Origin of the sequence: Erwinia pyri (assembly GCF_030758455.1) — a bacterium.
In the GTDB taxonomy this organism is placed as follows: domain Bacteria; phylum Pseudomonadota; class Gammaproteobacteria; order Enterobacterales; family Enterobacteriaceae; genus Erwinia; species Erwinia pyri.
The window spans coordinates 1370931-1389582 of the sequence record NZ_CP132353.1 but is presented as its reverse complement, the minus strand read 5'-3'; the positions used below and the strand labels follow the sequence as shown (position 1 = coordinate 1389582).

The 18652-nt window shown below is 57.4% G+C and carries 17 protein-coding genes; 10 read left to right on the top strand and 7 right to left on the bottom strand.

Annotated features, from left to right (window positions below):
* Nucleotides 1-13: 13 nt before the first annotated feature.
* The 3 genes from truA to pdxB form a co-directional block, all read right to left on the bottom strand.
* Nucleotides 14-829, bottom strand: a complete 816-nt coding sequence (truA, locus tag Q3V30_RS06565; protein WP_306211531.1) for a tRNA pseudouridine(38-40) synthase TruA — start codon at nucleotides 827-829, stop codon at nucleotides 14-16.
* Nucleotides 829-1839, bottom strand: coding sequence for an aspartate-semialdehyde dehydrogenase (locus Q3V30_RS06560; protein ID WP_306211529.1), 1011 nt, complete (start codon nucleotides 1837-1839; stop codon nucleotides 829-831). The genes truA and Q3V30_RS06560 overlap by 1 nt, the downstream gene beginning before the upstream one ends.
* Nucleotides 1840-1917: 78 nt before the next feature.
* Nucleotides 1918-3057: a 4-phosphoerythronate dehydrogenase PdxB gene (gene pdxB, locus Q3V30_RS06555; protein ID WP_306213111.1), complete on the bottom strand. Its 1140-nt coding sequence runs from the start codon at nucleotides 3055-3057 to the stop codon at nucleotides 1918-1920.
* 143 nt (nucleotides 3058-3200) lie between these two features.
* On the opposite strand from pdxB, the gene Q3V30_RS06550 reads away from it, so the two are divergent.
* Complete coding sequence (locus tag Q3V30_RS06550; protein ID WP_306211527.1) at nucleotides 3201-4109, top strand: DMT family transporter; 909 nt, start codon at nucleotides 3201-3203, stop codon at nucleotides 4107-4109.
* On the opposite strand, the gene Q3V30_RS06545 is transcribed toward Q3V30_RS06550, so the two are convergent.
* Nucleotides 4018-5487, bottom strand: coding sequence for a sensor histidine kinase N-terminal domain-containing protein (locus Q3V30_RS06545; RefSeq protein WP_306211525.1), 1470 nt, complete (start codon nucleotides 5485-5487; stop codon nucleotides 4018-4020). The two genes, Q3V30_RS06550 and Q3V30_RS06545, sit on opposite strands and share 92 nt — an antisense overlap.
* A complete protein-coding gene (tctD, locus tag Q3V30_RS06540) occupies nucleotides 5475-6140 on the bottom strand; it encodes a transcriptional regulator TctD (protein ID WP_306211523.1) in 666 nt (221 codons plus the stop codon). The genes Q3V30_RS06545 and tctD overlap by 13 nt, the downstream gene beginning before the upstream one ends.
* Before the next feature lie 121 nt (nucleotides 6141-6261).
* On the opposite strand from tctD, the gene Q3V30_RS06535 reads away from it, so the two are divergent.
* From Q3V30_RS06535 to flk, 4 genes are all read left to right on the top strand, one after another.
* Nucleotides 6262-7242, top strand: a complete 981-nt coding sequence (locus Q3V30_RS06535; protein WP_306211521.1) for a Bug family tripartite tricarboxylate transporter substrate binding protein — start codon at nucleotides 6262-6264, stop codon at nucleotides 7240-7242.
* A 12-nt stretch (nucleotides 7243-7254) separates the two neighbouring features.
* Nucleotides 7255-7686: a tripartite tricarboxylate transporter TctB family protein gene (locus Q3V30_RS06530; protein ID WP_306211519.1), complete on the top strand. Its 432-nt coding sequence runs from the start codon at nucleotides 7255-7257 to the stop codon at nucleotides 7684-7686.
* An 11-nt stretch (nucleotides 7687-7697) separates the two neighbouring features.
* Entirely contained in the window at nucleotides 7698-9203 is a 1506-nt protein-coding gene (locus Q3V30_RS06525; RefSeq protein ID WP_306211517.1) for a tripartite tricarboxylate transporter permease, read from the top strand.
* A gap of 168 nt (nucleotides 9204-9371) precedes the next feature.
* Complete coding sequence (gene flk / locus Q3V30_RS06520; protein WP_306211515.1) at nucleotides 9372-10409, top strand: flagella biosynthesis regulator Flk; 1038 nt, start codon at nucleotides 9372-9374, stop codon at nucleotides 10407-10409.
* A gap of 4 nt (nucleotides 10410-10413) precedes the next feature.
* Here the strand turns inward: flk and Q3V30_RS06515 are convergent, their stop codons facing one another.
* Nucleotides 10414-10866 (bottom strand): rhodanese-like domain-containing protein, encoded by a 453-nt coding sequence (locus Q3V30_RS06515; protein WP_306211513.1) that lies wholly within the window; start codon nucleotides 10864-10866, stop codon nucleotides 10414-10416.
* Between the two features lie 88 nt (nucleotides 10867-10954).
* On the opposite strand from Q3V30_RS06515, the gene pdxR reads away from it, so the two are divergent.
* The gene (pdxR, locus tag Q3V30_RS06510; protein WP_306211511.1) at nucleotides 10955-12385 is read left to right on the top strand and encodes a MocR-like pyridoxine biosynthesis transcription factor PdxR; all 1431 of its coding nucleotides are present in this window, start codon (nucleotides 10955-10957) and stop codon (nucleotides 12383-12385) included.
* Here the strand turns inward: pdxR and Q3V30_RS06505 are convergent.
* A complete protein-coding gene (locus Q3V30_RS06505) occupies nucleotides 12379-13554 on the bottom strand; it encodes an MFS transporter (protein ID WP_306211509.1) in 1176 nt (391 codons plus the stop codon). The genes pdxR and Q3V30_RS06505 overlap by 7 nt on opposite strands.
* Before the next feature lie 623 nt (nucleotides 13555-14177).
* Here Q3V30_RS06505 and Q3V30_RS06500 point away from each other — a divergent pair.
* The 4 genes from Q3V30_RS06500 (at nucleotide 14178) to Q3V30_RS06485 (ending at nucleotide 18652) form a co-directional block, all read left to right on the top strand.
* Entirely contained in the window at nucleotides 14178-15161 is a 984-nt protein-coding gene (locus Q3V30_RS06500) for an autoinducer 2 ABC transporter substrate-binding protein (RefSeq protein WP_306211507.1), read from the top strand.
* Nucleotides 15162-15224: 63 nt separating this feature from the next.
* The gene (locus Q3V30_RS06495) at nucleotides 15225-16718 is read left to right on the top strand and encodes a sugar ABC transporter ATP-binding protein (protein WP_306211505.1); all 1494 of its coding nucleotides are present in this window, start codon (nucleotides 15225-15227) and stop codon (nucleotides 16716-16718) included.
* A complete protein-coding gene (locus tag Q3V30_RS06490; protein WP_306211503.1) occupies nucleotides 16711-17697 on the top strand; it encodes an ABC transporter permease in 987 nt (328 codons plus the stop codon). Before Q3V30_RS06495 ends, Q3V30_RS06490 begins: the two co-directional genes overlap by 8 nt.
* Before the next feature lies 1 nt (nucleotide 17698).
* On the top strand, nucleotides 17699-18652 hold the full coding sequence (locus Q3V30_RS06485; protein ID WP_306211501.1) for an ABC transporter permease: 954 nt from the start codon (nucleotides 17699-17701) through the stop codon (nucleotides 18650-18652).

Below are 18652 nucleotides of genomic sequence, written 5' to 3'. Positions count from 1 at the left end.
GCCAAGGCATTATTTAATCCTCGAGGAACAGCGGTCCCATCGGCGGACGAGGTAGTTGATACTGTTCCGGATAATCGACTGCCACCAGGTATAACCCTTCTGCACGGGCAGTGGCCGCAGCCAGCGTACGATCTTTCGCCGCCAGCAGCTCAGCCATCCAGCTTTCGGGCTGATTACCGCAGCCGATCTCCATCAGACTGCCGACAATATTACGCACCATATGGTGCACAAACGCGTTAGCTTTGATATCCACAATCACATAGGCGCCAAAACGGCTGACGTTCAGATGCATCATATAGCGCCACGGCGTCCGGGACTGGCACTGCACCGCGCGGAACGAAGTGAAGTCGTTCTCGCCCAGCAGGCACTGCCCTGCCCGCTGCATTTTTTCCACGTCCAGCGGATGGTAAAAATGGGTCACGCCGCCGTGCAAAATCGCCGGGCGCAGACGGCGATTATAGATAACGTAACGGTAGCGCCTGGCGGTGGCGCTGAAGCGGGCATGAAAATCATCCGCAACCGGTTTGACCCAGCGCACAGCGATATCATCCGGCAGATTGGCGTTAACGCCCAGCGTCCAGGCTGCGTCCTTGCGCACGGAGGTCGTTTCGAAATGCACGACCTGGCCGGTGCCGTGAACGCCCGCATCCGTTCTGCCTGCGCAAAACACGCTGACCGGATGATTAGCGACTTTGGAAAGCGCTTTTTCCAGCTTTTCCTGTACGCTCCTGACCTCCTGCTGCCGCTGCCAGCCATAGTAGCGGCTGCCATCATATTCAATGCCGAGCGCCAGCTTATGCTTCTGCTCAGGCAAGCCTGCTTCTGACATCAGTACATATACTCCTGCACCAGCTTCTCAGCCGTTTTCACCGCCATCAGCGCGCCGCCAAAGCGAACGTTATCCGCCACGGACCAGAACTGCAGCATTTCCGGAATGCCGTAGTCGTTACGCACGCAGCCCAGGCTCAGATGGTGGCTGCCGGAAGCGTCGCCAACCTGAGTCGGGTAATTATCTTCGTCCGACAGGGCAATATCTTCTGCCTGCAGCAGGACTTCCCGCGCTTCATCAGACGAGATGGGGCGCAGGTTTTCAATATGCACAATCTGCGCATTGCCGTAGAACACCGGGGCCTGCACGGTTGAAACCGTAATCGGCAGCCCTTCATCCTGCAGCACCTTACGCACCTGATCCACCAGACGACGCTCCTGCAGCACGCTGCCTTCCGCATCGTTCAGCAGAGGCAGCATGTTGAAGGCGAGCTGACGGTTAAAGAAGCCCTCTTCCGCTGGCAGACCATTCAGCAGGCGAGCGCTCTCGCCAGCCAGCGAATCCACGGCGGCTTTGCCGTGGGCAGAAGCGGCAATCAGGCTGGTTACCTGCAGGCGGCTTAAACCAGCCTGGTCCATCAGCGGCTTGATGGCGCACAGCAGCTGACTGGTGACGCTGTCGGCCACGCTGATAATGTTGCGGTTGCGGTAATCACCCAGCACCTGCGGATTGACGTCTGGCACCACCAGCGGCACGTCCGGCTCCATTGAGAAGAGATCGCTGCTGTCGATTACCAGGCAGCCTGAGTTGGCCGCCTCATCCGCATAACGTGCCGAGGCTTCACGGCCCGCAGCAAAAAAGGCGAGCTGCACCTGAGACCAGTCAAAATTGCTGGCGTCGGTGACTAAAATCGATTTTCCTTCATAGCGCAGCGTTTCACCCGCGCTGCGTTCGCTTGCCAGCAGATACAACTCACCAACCGGGAACTGGCGTTCAGCCAGCAGTTCCAGTACAGCTCCCCCTACTGCGCCTGTCGCGCCCAGTAGCGCAATGTTCCAGCCGTCAGACATGTTGGTTTACTCCAGAAAATAGGACATAAAGAGAAGGCGGTTTTTACGCCGCCCGCAGAGTCAGATAAGCCAGGGCCTTCAGGAAGCTGGCTCAAAAACGGCATTAAAGCCGAGCTGCGCCAGCAGAGAAGCAGCCTGCTCAGAATCACAAGCGACCTGCAAAGAGGACCACTCGCGACGTTCAAGGTAATTCTTGCGCAGGCGGTCAAATTCGCCGGGAACAGCCGCCACCGCGCGCAGCGGCGCATCATCGCGGCGCACATCATACACCAGATGTACCAGTCTTTTCAGCGTTGGCTGGTCCAGCTCACCGTGAAGGGTGATACGGCCAAATTCGGGAGCGGGCAATAACGTTTCCAGCGGCACCTGCTGAGGCTCGCCGAGGAAGGCGGTCCAGGCTTCAAACACCTGCGTGGTGCCGCGCGCTTTGCCTTCCAGCGTGTAACCAGCGATGTGGGCGGTAGCGATATCAACCTTCGCCAGCAACGGCAGCGAAAGCTCCGGCTCCGGCTCCCAGACATCAAGTACCACGCTGAGATCGTCTCGCTGTTGCAGCACCTTCAGCAGCGCAGCGTTATCCACCACCGGCCCACGGCAGGCGTTGATTAAGATTGCCCCTGGCTTCAGCGCCATCAGCAGCGCCTCATCCGCAAGGTGCTGGGTTTTGTATTCGCCCTGCTTAAAGAGCGGCGTGTGGAAGGTCAGGATATCGGCCTCTTCCACCAGCGCGGAGAGCGGCAGGAACGCCTCTTTATCACCGCGATCGGCACGCGGCGGGTCGCACAGCAGTGTTCTGATGCCCAGCGCTTCAAGGCGCGCCTGCAAACGACCGCCCACGTTACCTACGCCGACGATACCGACCGTGCGATCCTTCAGCAGAAAACCGTCACGCTCTGCCAGCAGCAGCAGCGAAGAGAAGACATATTCCACCACCGCAATGGCATTGCAGCCCGGCGCGGCAGAGAAAGCGATACCCTGCGCCTCTAACCAGGCCTCGTCAATGTGATCGGTTCCGGCGGTAGCCGTGCCGACAAACTTCACCGGCTTGCCGCTCAGCAGTTCCGCATTCACTTTGGTGACCGAACGCACCATCAGGCCATCCGCATCATCCAGTTCCGCCTGCGGTACCGGACGACCCGGCACAGCCAGCACGTTGCCGGTGCGGCTGAAGAGCTCAAGGGCGTACGGCATATTTTCATCAACAAGGATTTTCACAATCGGTTCCTGCCTGGAGAGGAGTGGGCCAATATTCTGCCATAAACCTGTGGAGCGGATAACCCTCAGGTGCGCTGATTAAGAGTTTACCCTTTCAGAGAGGAGAGCGTACACTGCCTCCCTTTTTCCACCTGGCGGCTCTTACTATGAATTTTCTGTTTCCCCTGCTGGCGGTGCTGATCTGGTCGATCAATGCCATTGTCAGCAAAGTGTCGGCTGGCGCAATCGATCCGGCGGCCATTTCATTCTATCGCTGGCTGTTAGCTTTAGTGACCCTGACCCCTTTCGTGCTGCCTGCCGTCTGGCGCAATCGTCAGCAAATCAAAGAGGTGTGGTGGAAACTGCTGATCCTGGGGCTGTTAGGCATGGTGCTTTATCAGAGTCTCGCCTATTACGCGGCGCACAGCGTGACCGCGCTGTTTATGGGGATCCTGAACGCGCTGATCCCGTTATTAACGGTGTTGATCAGTCTGGTTGTCCTGCGGCTGGCACCGACGCTGGGGATAGTGCTGGGCAGCCTGCTCTCGTTTAGCGGGCTGGTGTGGCTGGTGAGCCAGGGCAATCCTCAGCAACTGCTGTCGCACGGCTTAGGGAGAGGAGAAGTGATGATGTTTGCCGCCTCCACTTCTTATGCGCTCTACGGCGTACTGACCAAACGCTGGGCTATTCCATTACCCAACTGGCAAAGCCTCTATGTGCAGATTGTGTTTGGCGTATTGCTGCTGCTACCCAACTTTTTGCTGGCGCAGGACGTTTCGCTCAATCTGCATAATATTCCGCTGGTGCTGTTTGCCGGGATCCCGGCGTCGATTATCGCCCCTTTCCTGTGGATCCAGGGAGTGATGCGGATGGGAGCCAATACTGCGACCATTTTTATGAATCTGGCGCCGATTTTTACGGCAATTATCGCCGTGCTGTTTCTGCATGAGACGCTGCACAGCTATCACTTTATCGGCGGCGGCATCACTCTGCTGGGCGTTTTTCTGGCGCAGCGCCTGCGAACTCCTCTGCGGCTGAAGCGGGCAGCGGAGGCGGACTCCGATCCCACTGCGTAAACGCCAGCCGGACCAGCAACCCTCCCAGCGCCGGACTGGTATGCAGTTCGGCGTGCGTGCCATGCCAGTCGGCAATGTCTTTCACCAGCGCCAGCCCAAGCCCGGCACCGCCCGCGGCACCCATCTCTGATAAGCGATTGAAGGGTAGCATCGCCTGCTGGCGCTGTGCGGCGGCGATCCCTTTGCCGCTGTCTTCAACCGTCAGCGTACCGTCGCGCACGCTGACGGTTACCGTCCCTTCGGGCGGCGTGTACTTGATAGCGTTATCGATCAGATTGGCGCAAAGCTCACCGATCAGCAGCGCATCGCCGCGCACCAGAAACCCCTCTTCCCCCTCATAACCCAAATCGATCTGTTTTGCTCTGGCCTGGGCGAAATGTGAGAAACAGGCCTCTTTAGCCAGAGCGGCCAGATCGACCGCCTGCAGCGGCATATCCGTGGTCTGGTGCGCCCGCAGGCGGGAGAGCTGCAGCAGGCGGTTGGTAAGCGCGATGGTTTCATCCAGCGTGACGCGCATGGCTTGTAAGCTCTCTTTCCAGCTTTCGGGCCGGTCGCTTTTCAGCGCTACCGCCACCTGCGTTTTCAGAATGGTGAGCGGCGTACGCAACTGATGCGAAGCATCGGCGCTGAATCGTTGCTGACGCGCCATCATTTGCCTCAGCCGCTCTATATAGCGATTCACCGAGAGCATCAGCGGCTGCATTTCGGCCCACGGCAGCACCGCTGGTAAAGGGGTGAGATCGCCCGGGTCACGCCGCGCCATCAGGCCAGACAAACGGCGTAACGGTCGCAGCACTTTTTTCAGCATCCCGGCTGCCAGTAGCAGCGTCATCAGCACCAGCGCCCCCTGACTGAGCAGCACCGTTTTCAGCAGTTTTCCCGCAAACTCTTCGCGGGAAGTCAGCGTTTCTGCAACCAGAATCAGCGCCATGCCGTGAAGGTTTTCTTCGCTCACCGGCTGCCAGAGCGCCGCTACCCGGATAGGCTGCTGACGGTAAGTTGCATCGTAGAAGTGTACCAGCGCGGGATAATTCACTGAGCGCGGCACATTCGCAGGCAGCGGAGGGATATCGTCATAACCGGAAAGCGTTTTGCCTTCCGGCGAGATGACCTGGTAAAACAGCTGATCGTTCATGTTCCGCTCGAAGCTGTCCAGCACCACCCAGGGGACATCCACTTCCAGACGATTGTTCTTTACGCGAAGCCGTTCCGCCACGGTGCGGGCGGAAGCCAGCAGCGAGCGATCGTAAGCCTGGGTGGCGGCCTGCAGGGCGCTTGCATAGTGGGTGTAAACGGAGAGCCCCCACAGCAGGATCAGCGGCAGTCCCAGCCATAACAGCAGCTGCCGACGCAGGGAAACGGGCTTTATGGCTGGCATTCGAGGCTGTAGCCCAATCCACGCAGCGTAACGATGGAGACATTACTGCCGGAGAGTTTCTTTCTGACGCGGTGCACATAGAGTTCGATGCTTTCCGGGCTCGCCTCATCCGCCAGGGTAAAGGTTTGCTCATAAAGCTGCTGACGCGAGACCGGACGTCCGCGCCTTTGCATCAGAGTGGTAAGCACGCTGGATTCACGCGGGGTTAACGCCAGCGGTTTGTGCTGAAGTTCGAAATAGCCTTCATCATGGAAAATCAGCTCGCCAAAGGTCTGCGCTTCCTGACTCTGGCCCTGGCTGCGCCGCAGTAATGCGCGGATGCGCGCCTCCAGCTCTTCCAGCTCGAAAGGCTTGCTGAGATAGTCATCTGCTCCCTGGTTCAGTCCGCGTACGCGATCCGCCACGCCAGCTCTTGCCGTCAGCAGCAGCACCGGCACATTTTGTCCTCTTTTACGCATTCGCCCCAGTAACGACAGGCCATCGAGCCTGGGCAGCGAAATATCCAGCACCACCAGCGAGTACTGTTCCGTTTGCAACACCTGATCCGCAGCCAACCCATCCGCCAGCCAGTCAACGGCAAACCCTGCCTGGGTTAACGCCTTTTGCAGCCAGCAAGCCAGACCGGCCGTATCTTCTACCAGTAAGAGACGCATATCACATCCTGTCAGTTTTCCTGCCCACTGAAAGGTAAATGAAAGGTTAATGTTTTAACAATTCTACAACCCCGGAAGTTCGGGAAAGCTCACACTCTGGAAGAAAAGAACGGAGCAATTGATGAAAAAGATGACCCGCACGGCGCTTGCCGCTGCTTTCCTGGCCCTGGCCTCACAGGCCAGTTTTGCCGCTGAGGCCCCTAATCGTACCGAATGCATTGCCCCGGCAAAACCCGGTGGCGGCTTTGACCTGACCTGCAAACTGCTTCAGGTATCGCTACAGGAAACCAAACAGATTGAGTCCCCCATGCGCGTCACCTATATGCCTGGCGGCGTGGGTGCCGTGGCTTACAACGCCATCGTTGCGCAGCGTCCGGCTGAAGCAGGCACCGTGGTAGCGTTCTCAGGCGGTTCGTTACTCAATCTTTCTCAGGGGAAATTTGGCCGCTATACGGTCGATGATGTGAGGTGGCTGGCCGCCGTGGGGACGGATTACGGCATGGTAGCGGTGCGTGCAGACTCGCCGTACAAAGATTTGAAAGAGCTGATGGCCGCAATGAAGGCTGACCCGAACAAAGTGGTGGTAGGCGCCGGCGCCTCGATTGGTAGCCAGGACTGGATGAAAACCGCCCTGCTCGCCCGCGAAGTTGGCATCGATCCCCGCAAAATGCGCTATGTGGCGTTTGAAGGCGGCGGCGAACCCGTTACGGCGCTGCTGGGCAACCACATTCAGGTCGTTTCCGGCGACCTTAGTGAGATGGTGCCGCATCTGAAAGCGGGCAAGCTACGCGTACTGGCCGTGATGGCACCGAACCGACTGCCGGGCCAGCTTGCTGATATTCCTACGGCCAAAGAGCAGGGCTTCAACATTGAATGGCCGGTGATCCGTGGGTTCTATCTGGGTCCGAAAGTCACCGATGCGGAATACAACTGGTGGTCTGAAGCATTCAAAAAAATGGTCGCAACGGATGAGTTCAAAAAGCAGCGCGATATGCGCGGCCTGTTTGAATTCAACATGTTCGGTCAGGAGCTGGACAGCTACGTGAAGAAACAGGTCAACGACTACCGTGAAAAAGCCAAATCCTTTGGTCTGGCGAAATAACAGGAGCGCCCAATGAGCGATCGTATCTTTGCCAGCATCTGGCTGCTGCTCTGTCTGGGCGGTCTTTATATCGGCTGGGGGCTTCACAGCGAGTACAGCTATGAACCTGTGGGGCCTCGCCCCTTTCCGATGATTATCCTCGGGCTGATGGCGTTCTGCGCCATCTGCATGCTGCTGCGCAAGCCCGACACTATTCACTGGCCAAAACGCGGTACGCTGCTGAGGCTACTGGCACTGATGGTGATCCTGGCGCTCTACGGCTGGTTTTTTGAGAGCCTGGGCTTCCCGCTTATGACCGCGCTGCTCACCTTTGGCATCGGCATGCTGTTTGGCGCACGCTGGTGGGCCGCCGCGCTCTCTGGCGTGATCATGGGCGTGGCGCTGTTTTACGCGTTTGACCGCCTGCTGGAAGTGACTTTACCGCTCGGCAGTTGGCTGAGCTAACGGAGAACCGCATGGAAACCTGGTCTTTTCTTATGCAGGGGTTTGCGGTCGCGATGACGCCCACCAACCTGCTGATTGCCTTAATTGGCTGCTTTATCGGTACCATTGTCGGACTGCTGCCGGGACTTGGCCCGATTAACGGCGTGGCGATCCTGATGCCGCTGGCTTTTGCTCTGCACCTGCCTGCGGAGTCGGCGCTGATCCTGCTGGCTACTGTCTATATCGGCTGCGAATATGGTGGGCGCATCTCCTCTATTTTGCTGAATGTGCCGGGGGATGCGGGGGCCATTATGACCGCGCTGGATGGCTACCCGATGGCGCAGCAGGGAAAGGCGGGTGTGGCACTCTCTGTCTCTGCGGTCAGCTCTTTCATTGGCTCTACCATCGCCATTCTGGGCATTATTCTGTTTGCGCCAATCCTGGCGAACTGGTCGCTGGCCTTTGGTCCGGCGGAATACTTCGCGCTGATGGTGTTTGCCATTGCCTGTCTCGGCAGCATGATGAGCCAGAACCCGCTGAAGTCGTTCCTCGCTGCCCTGATTGGCCTTGGCATGGCTACCGTGGGGGTGGATGCTAACACCGGCGTTTATCGCTTCACCTTCGGCAGCGTGCATCTCTCTGACGGCATTCAGTTTGTGGTGGTGGTGATTGGCTTGTTCTCGGTAAGCGAAATTCTGCTGATGCTGGAGTCCACCAGCGGCGGGCAGAAAGTTGTGCGCGCCAGCGGCCGCATGATGTTCAATCTCAAGGAGGCGGCTGACTGTACGGGCGCAACCCTGCGTTCATCATTTGTGGGCTTTTTTGTGGGTGTGTTGCCAGGCGCAGGGGCGACCATCGCCAGCGCTATTGCCTATATGACCGAGAAGAAAATTCGCGGCGGCGAAACCTTTGGTAAAGGCGACATTCGCGGCGTGGCGGCACCGGAAGCGGCGAACAACGCCTCGGCCTGCGGGTCGTTTATCCCGATGCTGACGCTGGGCATCCCCGGTTCCGGCACCACGGCGGTGATGGTTGGCGCCCTGACGCTCTATAACATCACGCCGGGTCCTGCGATGTTTACCGAGCAGCCCGATATTGTCTGGGGACTGATTGCTGCCCTGCTGATTGGTAACGTGATGCTGCTGATCATGAACATCCCGATGATCAATATTTTCGCCCGGATGCTGACAATCCCGCTCTGGTTCCTGGTACCGGCTATTGCGGCCATCTCAACGGTTGGCGTCTACGCCGTGCACAGCAATACGTTTGACCTGCTGCTGATGGTGGGCCTGGGGATATTCGGCTATATCCTGCGTAAGATGGATTTCCCGATGTCACCGCTGATTCTGGGCTTCGTGCTGGGCGAAATGCTGGAGCAGAACCTGCGCCGCGCCTTGTCAATCAGCAACGGCAGTCTCCCTATCCTGTGGGAAAGCCTGATCTGTAAAGTGTTGCTGGTGCTGGCCGTGGCCGTGCTGGTGGTGCCGTTTATCTGGAAACGCTGGCGGCGCAGGCGTTTACAGGCGATTACTGAGTAAATAAAAAGCGGCCGGGGCAACCCGGCCTTTTCTTTATCCGCCAGACAGAAAATATTTCCCCCAGCCAGGCCCACGCTACTACCTATCACAGGGCGGGATTGTTATCATAGCCAATCACCCTTTCTCCGGCCTGCCCCGGATGTTGACCTTTGAGTTAAGGATTTTTTCATGCAACCTCTTAGCGGCCCCGGTGCGCCGATCCCTGGCGATCGTACAGCGGTCGATGCCAAAGCTGGCACTTCCCGCCCAGGCCCCGGAGATCAGCCGCTGACGCCGGTCCAGCGCACCACGCTGGAAAGACTGATTGTTAAAATTATGTCGCTGAGCTCGCTGAAGTCGCCTGAGCTGTGGGCCGGACTGCGTCATGAAGTGGGGGTGAAAAACGATGCGGGTCTGTTGTCGCGCCATTTCCCTGCGGCGGAGCAGTTTCTTAATACCCGCCTCTCTCAGGTACAGAATACCCATGCTAACCGCCAGCTTTTCCAGCAGCTGACGGATCTGCTGCCACAGGGGAACAATCGTCAGGCGGTCAGCGACTTTATCCGGCAACAGTTTGGTCATACGGTGCTCAGCTCGCTGAACCCGGACCAGCTGCGTCAGGTATTAACCATGTTGCAGAATGGTCAGATGGCGATCCCACAGCCGCAGCAAAACCGTATCAGCGACCGTACGCTGCTGCCTGCTGAACATCATACGCTGAATCAGCAGATCGCCCGCCTGGCTGCCGCCACGGGCGAACAGCCAGTGAAGCTGTGGGCTTCAGTGATGAAAGTGGTGAATCTGCATAGCGGCGATCCTATTCCTTCGCGCCTGTTCCCGCTGCTGACACAGTACCTTCAGGTCAGCCAGACGCTGAGCCAGCATGCGGCCCCAACGCTGCCGATGCTGCTCTCTTCGCTGAAAGTGCCGCCGGATCATGCCGAACAGCGCATGCTTGAGGATGCCAGCCAGCAACGCTTTCAGCAGCCGCCGCTGGCGATCCTTACCCCGGCCCAGGCCCAGGATCTGATGAATCTGCTGTTTGCCCGCCGCGCCGAACGCCTGCGCGAACAGCTGGTAGCTGACATCGATATCCAGCCGCAGCCGATTGTTGCACCGCTGTTTGGCTATGTGCCGCCAGTCCTTCAGCCGCTGGTAAACCGTCCGGCATTTACTGCGTTCGCGGTGCTGGTGCTGATTCTGTTCCTGCTGTGGGTTTTCCTCTGAGTCTTTAACAACCACAATCGTTTAACGTTGACTCTGCAGGCCACTCCCCTGCCGCCTCTCCCTGCGTGACCGGATGCTGGTCACGCAGCCAGAAATCGAGGCCGCCAATTAACTCCTTTACCTGATACCCTGCCGCTGTCAGCTTCCACGCGCCTTTGGTTGAGCCATTGCAACCAATACCATCACAGTAGGTGATATAGACTTTTTCACGATCCAGCGCGGCCAGGGTATCCGCCGTCATCATACGGTGCGGGAAACTCACTGCTCCGCAGATATGCCCTTTCTGATATTGCTCAACGGATCTGACGTCCAGTACCACAATCTCTTCCACGCCAGCGGCCAGATCCTGTGCCAGATCCCAGGCATCTGCGTAACAGGCCAGCTTTGCCCGCAGCCAGATTTCGCTCTGCCCGGCAGTAGCGGGAGGAAAGTGTAAAACGGCGGATGGGGTAGTCATAAGAACTCCTTTGCTTGTTAGTGATCCTGATGATACGTTCAATTGGCCTTAGCGCTAATACCCATTCCCCTTTCCGGATAAGACCACTATGCCATTCAATGCGGTGCCCTTTATTCAACTTTTTAATGCGGAGGAGGCGCTGACCAAAAGGGAAAAACTCTGCGCGACGTTGCGTCGGCTGATCGCTGCAGGAACATTAAGAACCGCTGAAAGGCTGCCTTCTTCCCGTTTGTTAGCCAGTGAGTTATCCCTTTCCCGCGTCACCGTAGAAGCCGCGTATGCGCAGCTGGAAAGTGAAGGTTACCTCCAGCGACAGATGGGCAAAGGCACGTTTGTCGCAGTGACCATGAGCAGAAGCCAGCCTCAGAAGCCTGAGCCCGCCTCCCTCTCCGTACCGCTTTCCGCCCGTGGCAGACTCATTATTGCCACAGGCGGCTGCCAGGATCCGCTCTATCCGCATGCTTTTGCGGCGGGCTCGCCCGATTTACGCGCTTTCCCGCAGACTATCTGGCGTCGCCTGATGGCTCAACGTCTTCGTCATCAACCCGAGAGCGTTATGGGTTACGGCGATCCGCAAGGCCTGCCCAGCCTGCGTGATGCCGTAGCCCGTTATCTTGGACAGTCCCGCGGAGTACGCTGTACGCCGGAGCAGGTGGTGATCCTGACCAGCTCTCAACAGGCGCTGCACATGATCGCCCTGCTGCTGTGCAATCCGGGCGATGAAGTGCTGCTTGAGGAGCCGGGGTATAGCGGTGCCCGTAACGCCTTTATCAGCGCTGGTGCTTCAGTCAGGGCCATGTCGCTGGATAGTGAAGGTGCGATAACGCCAGACTATACCGGGGCCAGGCTGGCTTATATTACTCCCTCGCATCAATATCCCACCGGCGTCACCATGAGTCTGCAAAGGCGTTTGCAGTGGCTGGCCTATGCTCGTCGCGCAGAGTGCTGGCTGCTGGAAGACGATTACGACAGCGAGTTTTACTATGGCGAACAGCCCATGCCCGCCCTGCAAGGCCTCGACAACACTCGGGTGCTCTATCTGGGTACGTTCTCCAAATCACTGTTTCCCTCTCTGAGGCTGGCCTACCTGGTGGTGCCGCCGTCATTAGTGGAGGCCCTGAGAACGCTTCGTAGCGTGATGGATGGTCACAGCAGCCAGTTAATGCAGGCAGTAACGGCTGATTTTATCGATAACGGCCATTTCCAGGCGCACCTGAGGTTAATGCGAAAGCTCTATGGCAGCCGACGTGATCTGTTGCTGGAGGAGCTAAATAACAAGCTTGGTGACAGGCTGCAATTGCTGGGTCACAGCAGCGGGTTGCAGCTGACGGTGGCGCTTCCCGGAGGCGGTGAGGAGAAGTTGTCTCAGGCAGGCAGCAGAGCGGGATTAAAGCTGCCCAGGCTTTCGCCACTCTATGCAGGCCCGCCGCGCCATCAAGGCTGGATGCTGGGCTTCTCTGCCCTGGCGCGGGCAGAGATTATTCAGGCCGTTAACAAGCTGGCGCAGCTTGATTACTGATGGCGGGCGAAATTTAAGACCACCGCAATCCCTGCGACTGCGCAGGCGGCGCCCGCCAGATAGACCGAACCATAACCAAAGGAAGTGGCGAGAATACCGGTTAGCGGTCCGCTGGCGCCGTAAGCAATATCCTGAAAGGCGGAGAATCCTCCCAGCGCCGTGCCGCGTACCTGCGGAGCGACACGCTTTACCACTTCCACCCCCAGAGCAGGGAATACCAGTGAACAACCGGCACCGGTCAGCGCGGCCCCGGCCAGCGCCATCCAGGCTGTGGCAGAAAACCCCACTACTAGCAGCCCTGCCGCTTCAATGCCGAGCGAAATCAGGGCAACCCGGACGCCGCCCAGCCGGTCCGGCATCCAGCCAAACAGAATGCGCACCAGCACAAAAGCGAGGCCAAACGCCGTTAAGGCAAAACCCGCATTACCCCACTGCTGGCTGGCGAAATAGAGTGTAGTGAAGGTGCCAATCACGGCGAAGCCCACGCCCTGCAATGCCAGGCCAAATCCAGGGGAGAGGATCTGCCCCACTACCGACCATAATGAGGGGCGTTCGCCGCCGTGGGTGGGCACCGGTTTAACCCAGATGTTAAACAGTAAAGCGATTGCCGGAAGGATCATGGTGGCGATACCCATCATCATAAATCCGCCCTGGCTGTGCAACATCAGGCCAAGCGGTGCACCAGCCGCCAGCGCGCCATAAATCGCCATGCCGTTCCAGGACATCACCTTGCCGGAACGCTTTGGCCCCACCAGCCCCAGGCCCCAGGTGAGATTTCCGGTCAGCAGCTGGCTTTCGCCAAAACCGAGCAGCAGCCTTCCCACCACTAATAGCGCAAATTTACCCATCACCGGCAGCGGAAGGAGGGCGGCCAGCACATAGGCCAGCCCCACCAGCGTACAGGCGAGCATGCCCTGCATCACCGAACGTTTGGCGCCGCGCTGGTCGGCCAGCCTGCCGGCATAACCCCTGGTCAGTAGCGTCGCGAAGAACTGGATGCCGACGGCAATCCCCACCATCACGTTGTTGAGCCCTAACTCCTGATGCACAAAGAGCGGGATCACCGGCAAGGCAAGCCCAGCGGTGAGATAAGTAAGGAAAACGGCAAAGGAGATGCTGGCCAGCGAGGTTTCGGGGCTGGCCGGACGGCTGGTGAGGGTTGTCGACATGGGTATCCTTGTTATTACGTCATAGTGCGCTACTCCCGCACACCCGCTATTGTCGCAGCACTGTCAGAAGCACGCTGATAAACCTTAAACGCTTATGCACCATTGTGACGATGTTGAAGAAAGAAAATTTCCGCAAAAGTGTGGAACAAAGGATCTTTCCCGTCAATCGCCATAAAATAAGCGTTTTGTAACCCATTTACGGGGCAAAGCAACCCAGAAAGTCTTTCTGCGCGAAGAGTTACCAAACTTATCTGCGATCTTGCTCGCAGTTTCATCATCAGATTTTTCAGATGTACGCTTTGCCAGGACTTTTTGTGCACTGTAACAACAGAGCCTGAGGAAAATGTTAACGGCACATCTGAACAGACCTATTTTTTAACAAAAATAAAACACATAAGTGGAGTAAACATCCTACATAGTTTACTTATTTAACTATTTATTAACGTAATTTATTAACACTTTTAACAAGACTGGTCAGCCATCACAATTCCGCCGTAAACCCGCCTGTCCTGACAAAAGCGCTTGTTATCTTGCTTGCGTAGTGAAAATCACCTTGGGTCACTATAAGCCCGCACCCTGCGGGCAATAAAACGAATACTCCGCCCCTACAGAAAGGTATTGCTATGAAATTCAACGTCGCATTATGTGCAGGTTTGGTTTCTGCCTGCATGCTGTTCACAACACCCTCTTATTCAGCTGAAAAATATGATATCGCCGTGGTGGCGAAAGTCACAGGTATCCCGTGGTTTACGCGGATGGAAGTAGGAGTAAAAGAAGCCGCCACAAAGCTTGACGTTAATGCCTATCAGGTTGGCGGCTCCACGCCCGATCCGGCTCAGCAGGTCAAAGTAATTGAAGATCTGATCGCTAAAAAAGTGGACGCCATTATTGTGGTGCCAAACGATGCCAAAGTGCTTGAGCCGGTACTGAAGAAAGCCCGCGATCAGGGCATCGTAGTTCTGTCGCATGAATCGCCTGACCAGCAGATTGGCCAGTGGGATGTCGAAACCATCGACAGCCAGAAGTACGCCGAAAAGAACATGGATGAGCTGGCCAGCGCAATGGGTGGTAAAGGGGGCTATGCCATTTATGTCGGCTCGCTGACCGTACCGCTGCACAACGCCTGGGCCGATGCGGCCATCAAATATCAGAAAGAGAAATATCCGCAGATGAAGGAAGTGACCTCACGTCTGCCGGTAGCTGAAAGCATTGATAAATCCTATGCCACCACGCTGGATCTGATGCGGACCTATCCGGACCTGAAAGGGATTATCGGTTTTGGTTCACTCGGCCCGATTGGTGCCGGTCAGGCGGTGAAAAGTAAACGCGCCAAAAACAAAATTGCCGTCGTAGGCATTGCGATGCCAGCTCAGGCTGCGCCTTATCTCGCCTCAGGCGACATCAAAAAAGCGTTGCTGTGGGATCCCAAAGACGCCGGTTTTGCGCTGGTGAGCCTGGCCGATCGCCTGCTTCAGGGCAAACAGGTTAACAGCGATCTGACCATCGATGGATTGGGCAAGGCGGATGTGGATATGCAGACGCATGTGATCCGCTTTAACCGCATTCTGGAAGTCACCAAAGATAACGCCAAAACGCTCGGCTTTTAGTGGCTGGATCCTGCCGGTCAACGGCTGACCGGCATTCAGGTCGCTCCCAGGGGTAGCTATTCTATGTCGCAAACTTTTCTCTCTCTTGAAAAAATCAGCAAATCCTTTCCCGGTGTCAGGGCGCTGGATAATGTCAGTCTGACCCTGAAAAAAGGGGAAGTCCATTGCCTCGCCGGGCAGAACGGCTGCGGAAAAAGCACGCTGATCAAAGTGATTTCCGGTGTTTATCAGCCTGATAAGGGGTCGCACATTGGCATCGATGGCAAGCTGTTCAGCCATCTCTCCCCTTCACTCTCCGCGTTTTACGGCATCCAGGTGATTTATCAGGATCTGTCGCTGTTTCCGAATCTCACCGTGGCGGAGAATATCGCCGTGCACCGCTATCTGCCCGGCGGAGGTTTCTGGGTTAAACGCAGCGCCATGCGCAAACTGGCGCTCGACACGCTTCAGCGCATCGGCGTAACGCTCGATCCCGACAGGAAAGTGGAAAAGCTCTCCATTGCCGATCGTCAGCTGGTGGCGATTTGTCGGGCGCTGGCGGCGGATGCCAGCCTGGTGATTATGGATGAACCCACCGCCTCGCTGACCCGCCATGAAGTGAACGGGTTGCTGCGGGTGGTCAATGAGCTGAAGGCTGCGGGGATCTGCGTGGTCTTTGTCAGCCACAAGCTGGATGAAGTGATGGAGGTTGCAGACCGGATAAGCGTGATGCGCGACGGCAAGCTGGTGGGCACCTTTCCGGCCAGCGAGCTCGACAGCGATGAGCTGGCATTCCTGATGACCGGACAGCGTTTTACCTTCAGCCATCTACCTGAACGCGCGGACAAAAGTGAAACGCCGCTGTTAGAGGTACGCAACCTCTCCCGTAAAGGGGAGTATCACTCAGTCAACCTCAGCCTGAGGCGGGGTGAGATCACTTCTGTTGTTGGTCTGCTGGGTGCAGGGCGTACTGAACTTTGTCTGTCGCTGTTTGGCATGACTCAGCCGGACAGCGGCGGGATCAGCATTGAAGGCAGAGAGGTGCGCCTGAAGAGCAATCGTGACGCCATTCGTCACGGGATTGCCTATGTCTCTGAGGATCGTCAGACCCAGGGACTGGTGATGCAGCAGTCCATTTTCGACAATTTGCTGGTGCCGGTTTTTAACCGTCTTCGCAGCCGGACAGGCTTACTGGACAGACGCAAAGCCCGCCATCAGGTGGCGACGCTGATCCACGATCTCAATATCAAGGTGTCGGACAGCCAGCTGCCTGTGCAGACGCTTTCCGGCGGCAACGCCCAGCGCGTCGCCATTGCCAAATGGGTTCCCGCTCAGCCTAAAGTCCTGATCCTGGACTCCCCCACCGTCGGGGTTGATATCGCTAACAAAGAGGGGATCTACCGGATTGCCCGCGATCTCGCCGAGTCCGGCATGGCGGTTTTGATGATATGCGATGAAATCCCGGAGGCGTACTACAACAGCCATCGCGTGCTGGTGATGCGCAAAGGGGAGCTGGTGGCGAGCTTTGCCCCTCACCAGTGTCAGCAGGAAGAGATTGCCGGAGTGGTGAATGAATAACAAATTACGTCATCTTATTACCCATCACGAGTTCTGGCTGGGCATGTTGATTCTGCTGCTCGCGGCAGGCCTCAGCCTGCGTACCAGCGAGTTTCTGACCCTGGGAAATCTGACGGATGTTGCCACCAGCTATGCCATTTTGGGCATTCTGGCCTGCGGGCTGTTTGTGGTGCTGATTGCCGGAGGGATAGATATCTCTTTTCCGGCAATGACCGCTATCGCCCAGTATGTGATGGCCAGCACGATGCTGGCTCACGGTGGCAATTTCCTGCTGGTCTTCGCTATTGCCATGGCCTGCGGATTAATCCTTGGCCTGATCAACGGCGCGCTGGTCTATTTTCTTCGTGTACCGGCAATCATTATCACCATAGCCACGTTAAACCTCTTCTATGGTCTGCTGGTCTGGTTCACTAACGGCACCTGGCTTTATGGGTTCCCCGACTGGTTTATGAACGGCATTAACTGGTTCTCTTTTACCGCCGCCGACGGCTACGAGTATGGCCTGACGCTTCCCCTGCTCTGCCTGCTGTCGGTATTCGTGCTGACCGGCATCCTGATGCGTTACACCCGTCTGGGCAGACAGATTTACGCCATGGGCGGCAGCCGCGAATCGGCATCAAGGCTGGGAATGAACCTGCTGACGCTGCACTTCTACGTTTATGGCTATATGGGGCTGCTGGCAGGCGTTGCGGCGGTGGTGCAGGCGCAGACAACTCAGTCGGTGGCGCCCAATTCGCTGGTCGGGTATGAACTGACGGTGCTGGCGGCGGTGGTTCTGGGCGGCACCAGCATGACCGGTGGCCGCGGGTCGCTGGTGGGCACGCTGCTGGGCGTGCTGCTGCTCGCTTTCCTGCAAAACGGGCTGACGCTGCTGGCGGTCTCCTCCTACTGGCATATGGTGTTCAGCGGGCTGATTATTCTGGTCAGCGTCAGCGCCACCGCCTGGAATGAAAAACGCAAACTGGCGAAGGGGATATAGCATGAACACCTTGAGCACTCTCTTACCCGGCGACCGGAACATACGCCTGCAGCTGCTGATGATCGTTATTGTGCTGGCGCTGTTCTCGCTTACGCTGGGCGGCCGCTTCTTCAGCTCGGGTAATTTTCAGTCGATAGCTACCCAGCTTCCCGTACTGGGCCTGCTGGCGCTGGGCATGGGGCTGACCATGCTGACCGGCGGGATTAACCTGTCGATTATTGCCAGCGCCAACGCCTGCTCGCTGCTGATGGGGGCGATTATTGTTGCGCATCCCGGTCAGCCGCTGTTCCTGCTGCTGGCCCTGATAGCTGGCGCGCTGCTGGCTGTACTGATCGGTACGCTGAACGGCCTGCTGATTGCGATTATTGGCGTCTCGCCCATTCTTGCCACGCTCGGCACCATGACGCTGATCGCCGGACTCAACATCCTGCTTTCCAACGGCGCGGTGATTTCAGGCTTCCCTCCGCTGATTCAGTTTCTGGGCAATGGCGAGCTCTTTGGCGTCCCCTTTGCCCTGCTGCTGTTTCTGCTGGTGGCGTTTGCCCTGTGGGTCCTGCTGGAGCAGACCACGCTGGGACGCAGCATCTATCTGTTGGGGTCGAACGAGCAGGCTACCCGCTTCAGCGGCGTTAACACCGCCAGGGTTCAGATCACGGTTTATATCTTCTCGGCTCTGCTGAGCTGGGGCGCAGCGCTGCTGATGATGTCCATGTTCAACTCCGCCAAGGCGGGCTACGGCGAATCCTGGCTGCTGGTGACCATTCTGGCCTCGGTGCTGGGCGGCATAAACCCGGAGGGAGGATTTGGCCGGGTCATTGGCATGGTGCTGGCGCTTATCGTGCTGCAAATGCTGGAGAGTGGGCTGAATTTGCTGGGGGTGAGCAGCTATCTGACGATGGCACTTTGGGGCGGTGTGCTTATCCTGTTTATCGCGTTACAGAATCGCAGAGGCTGA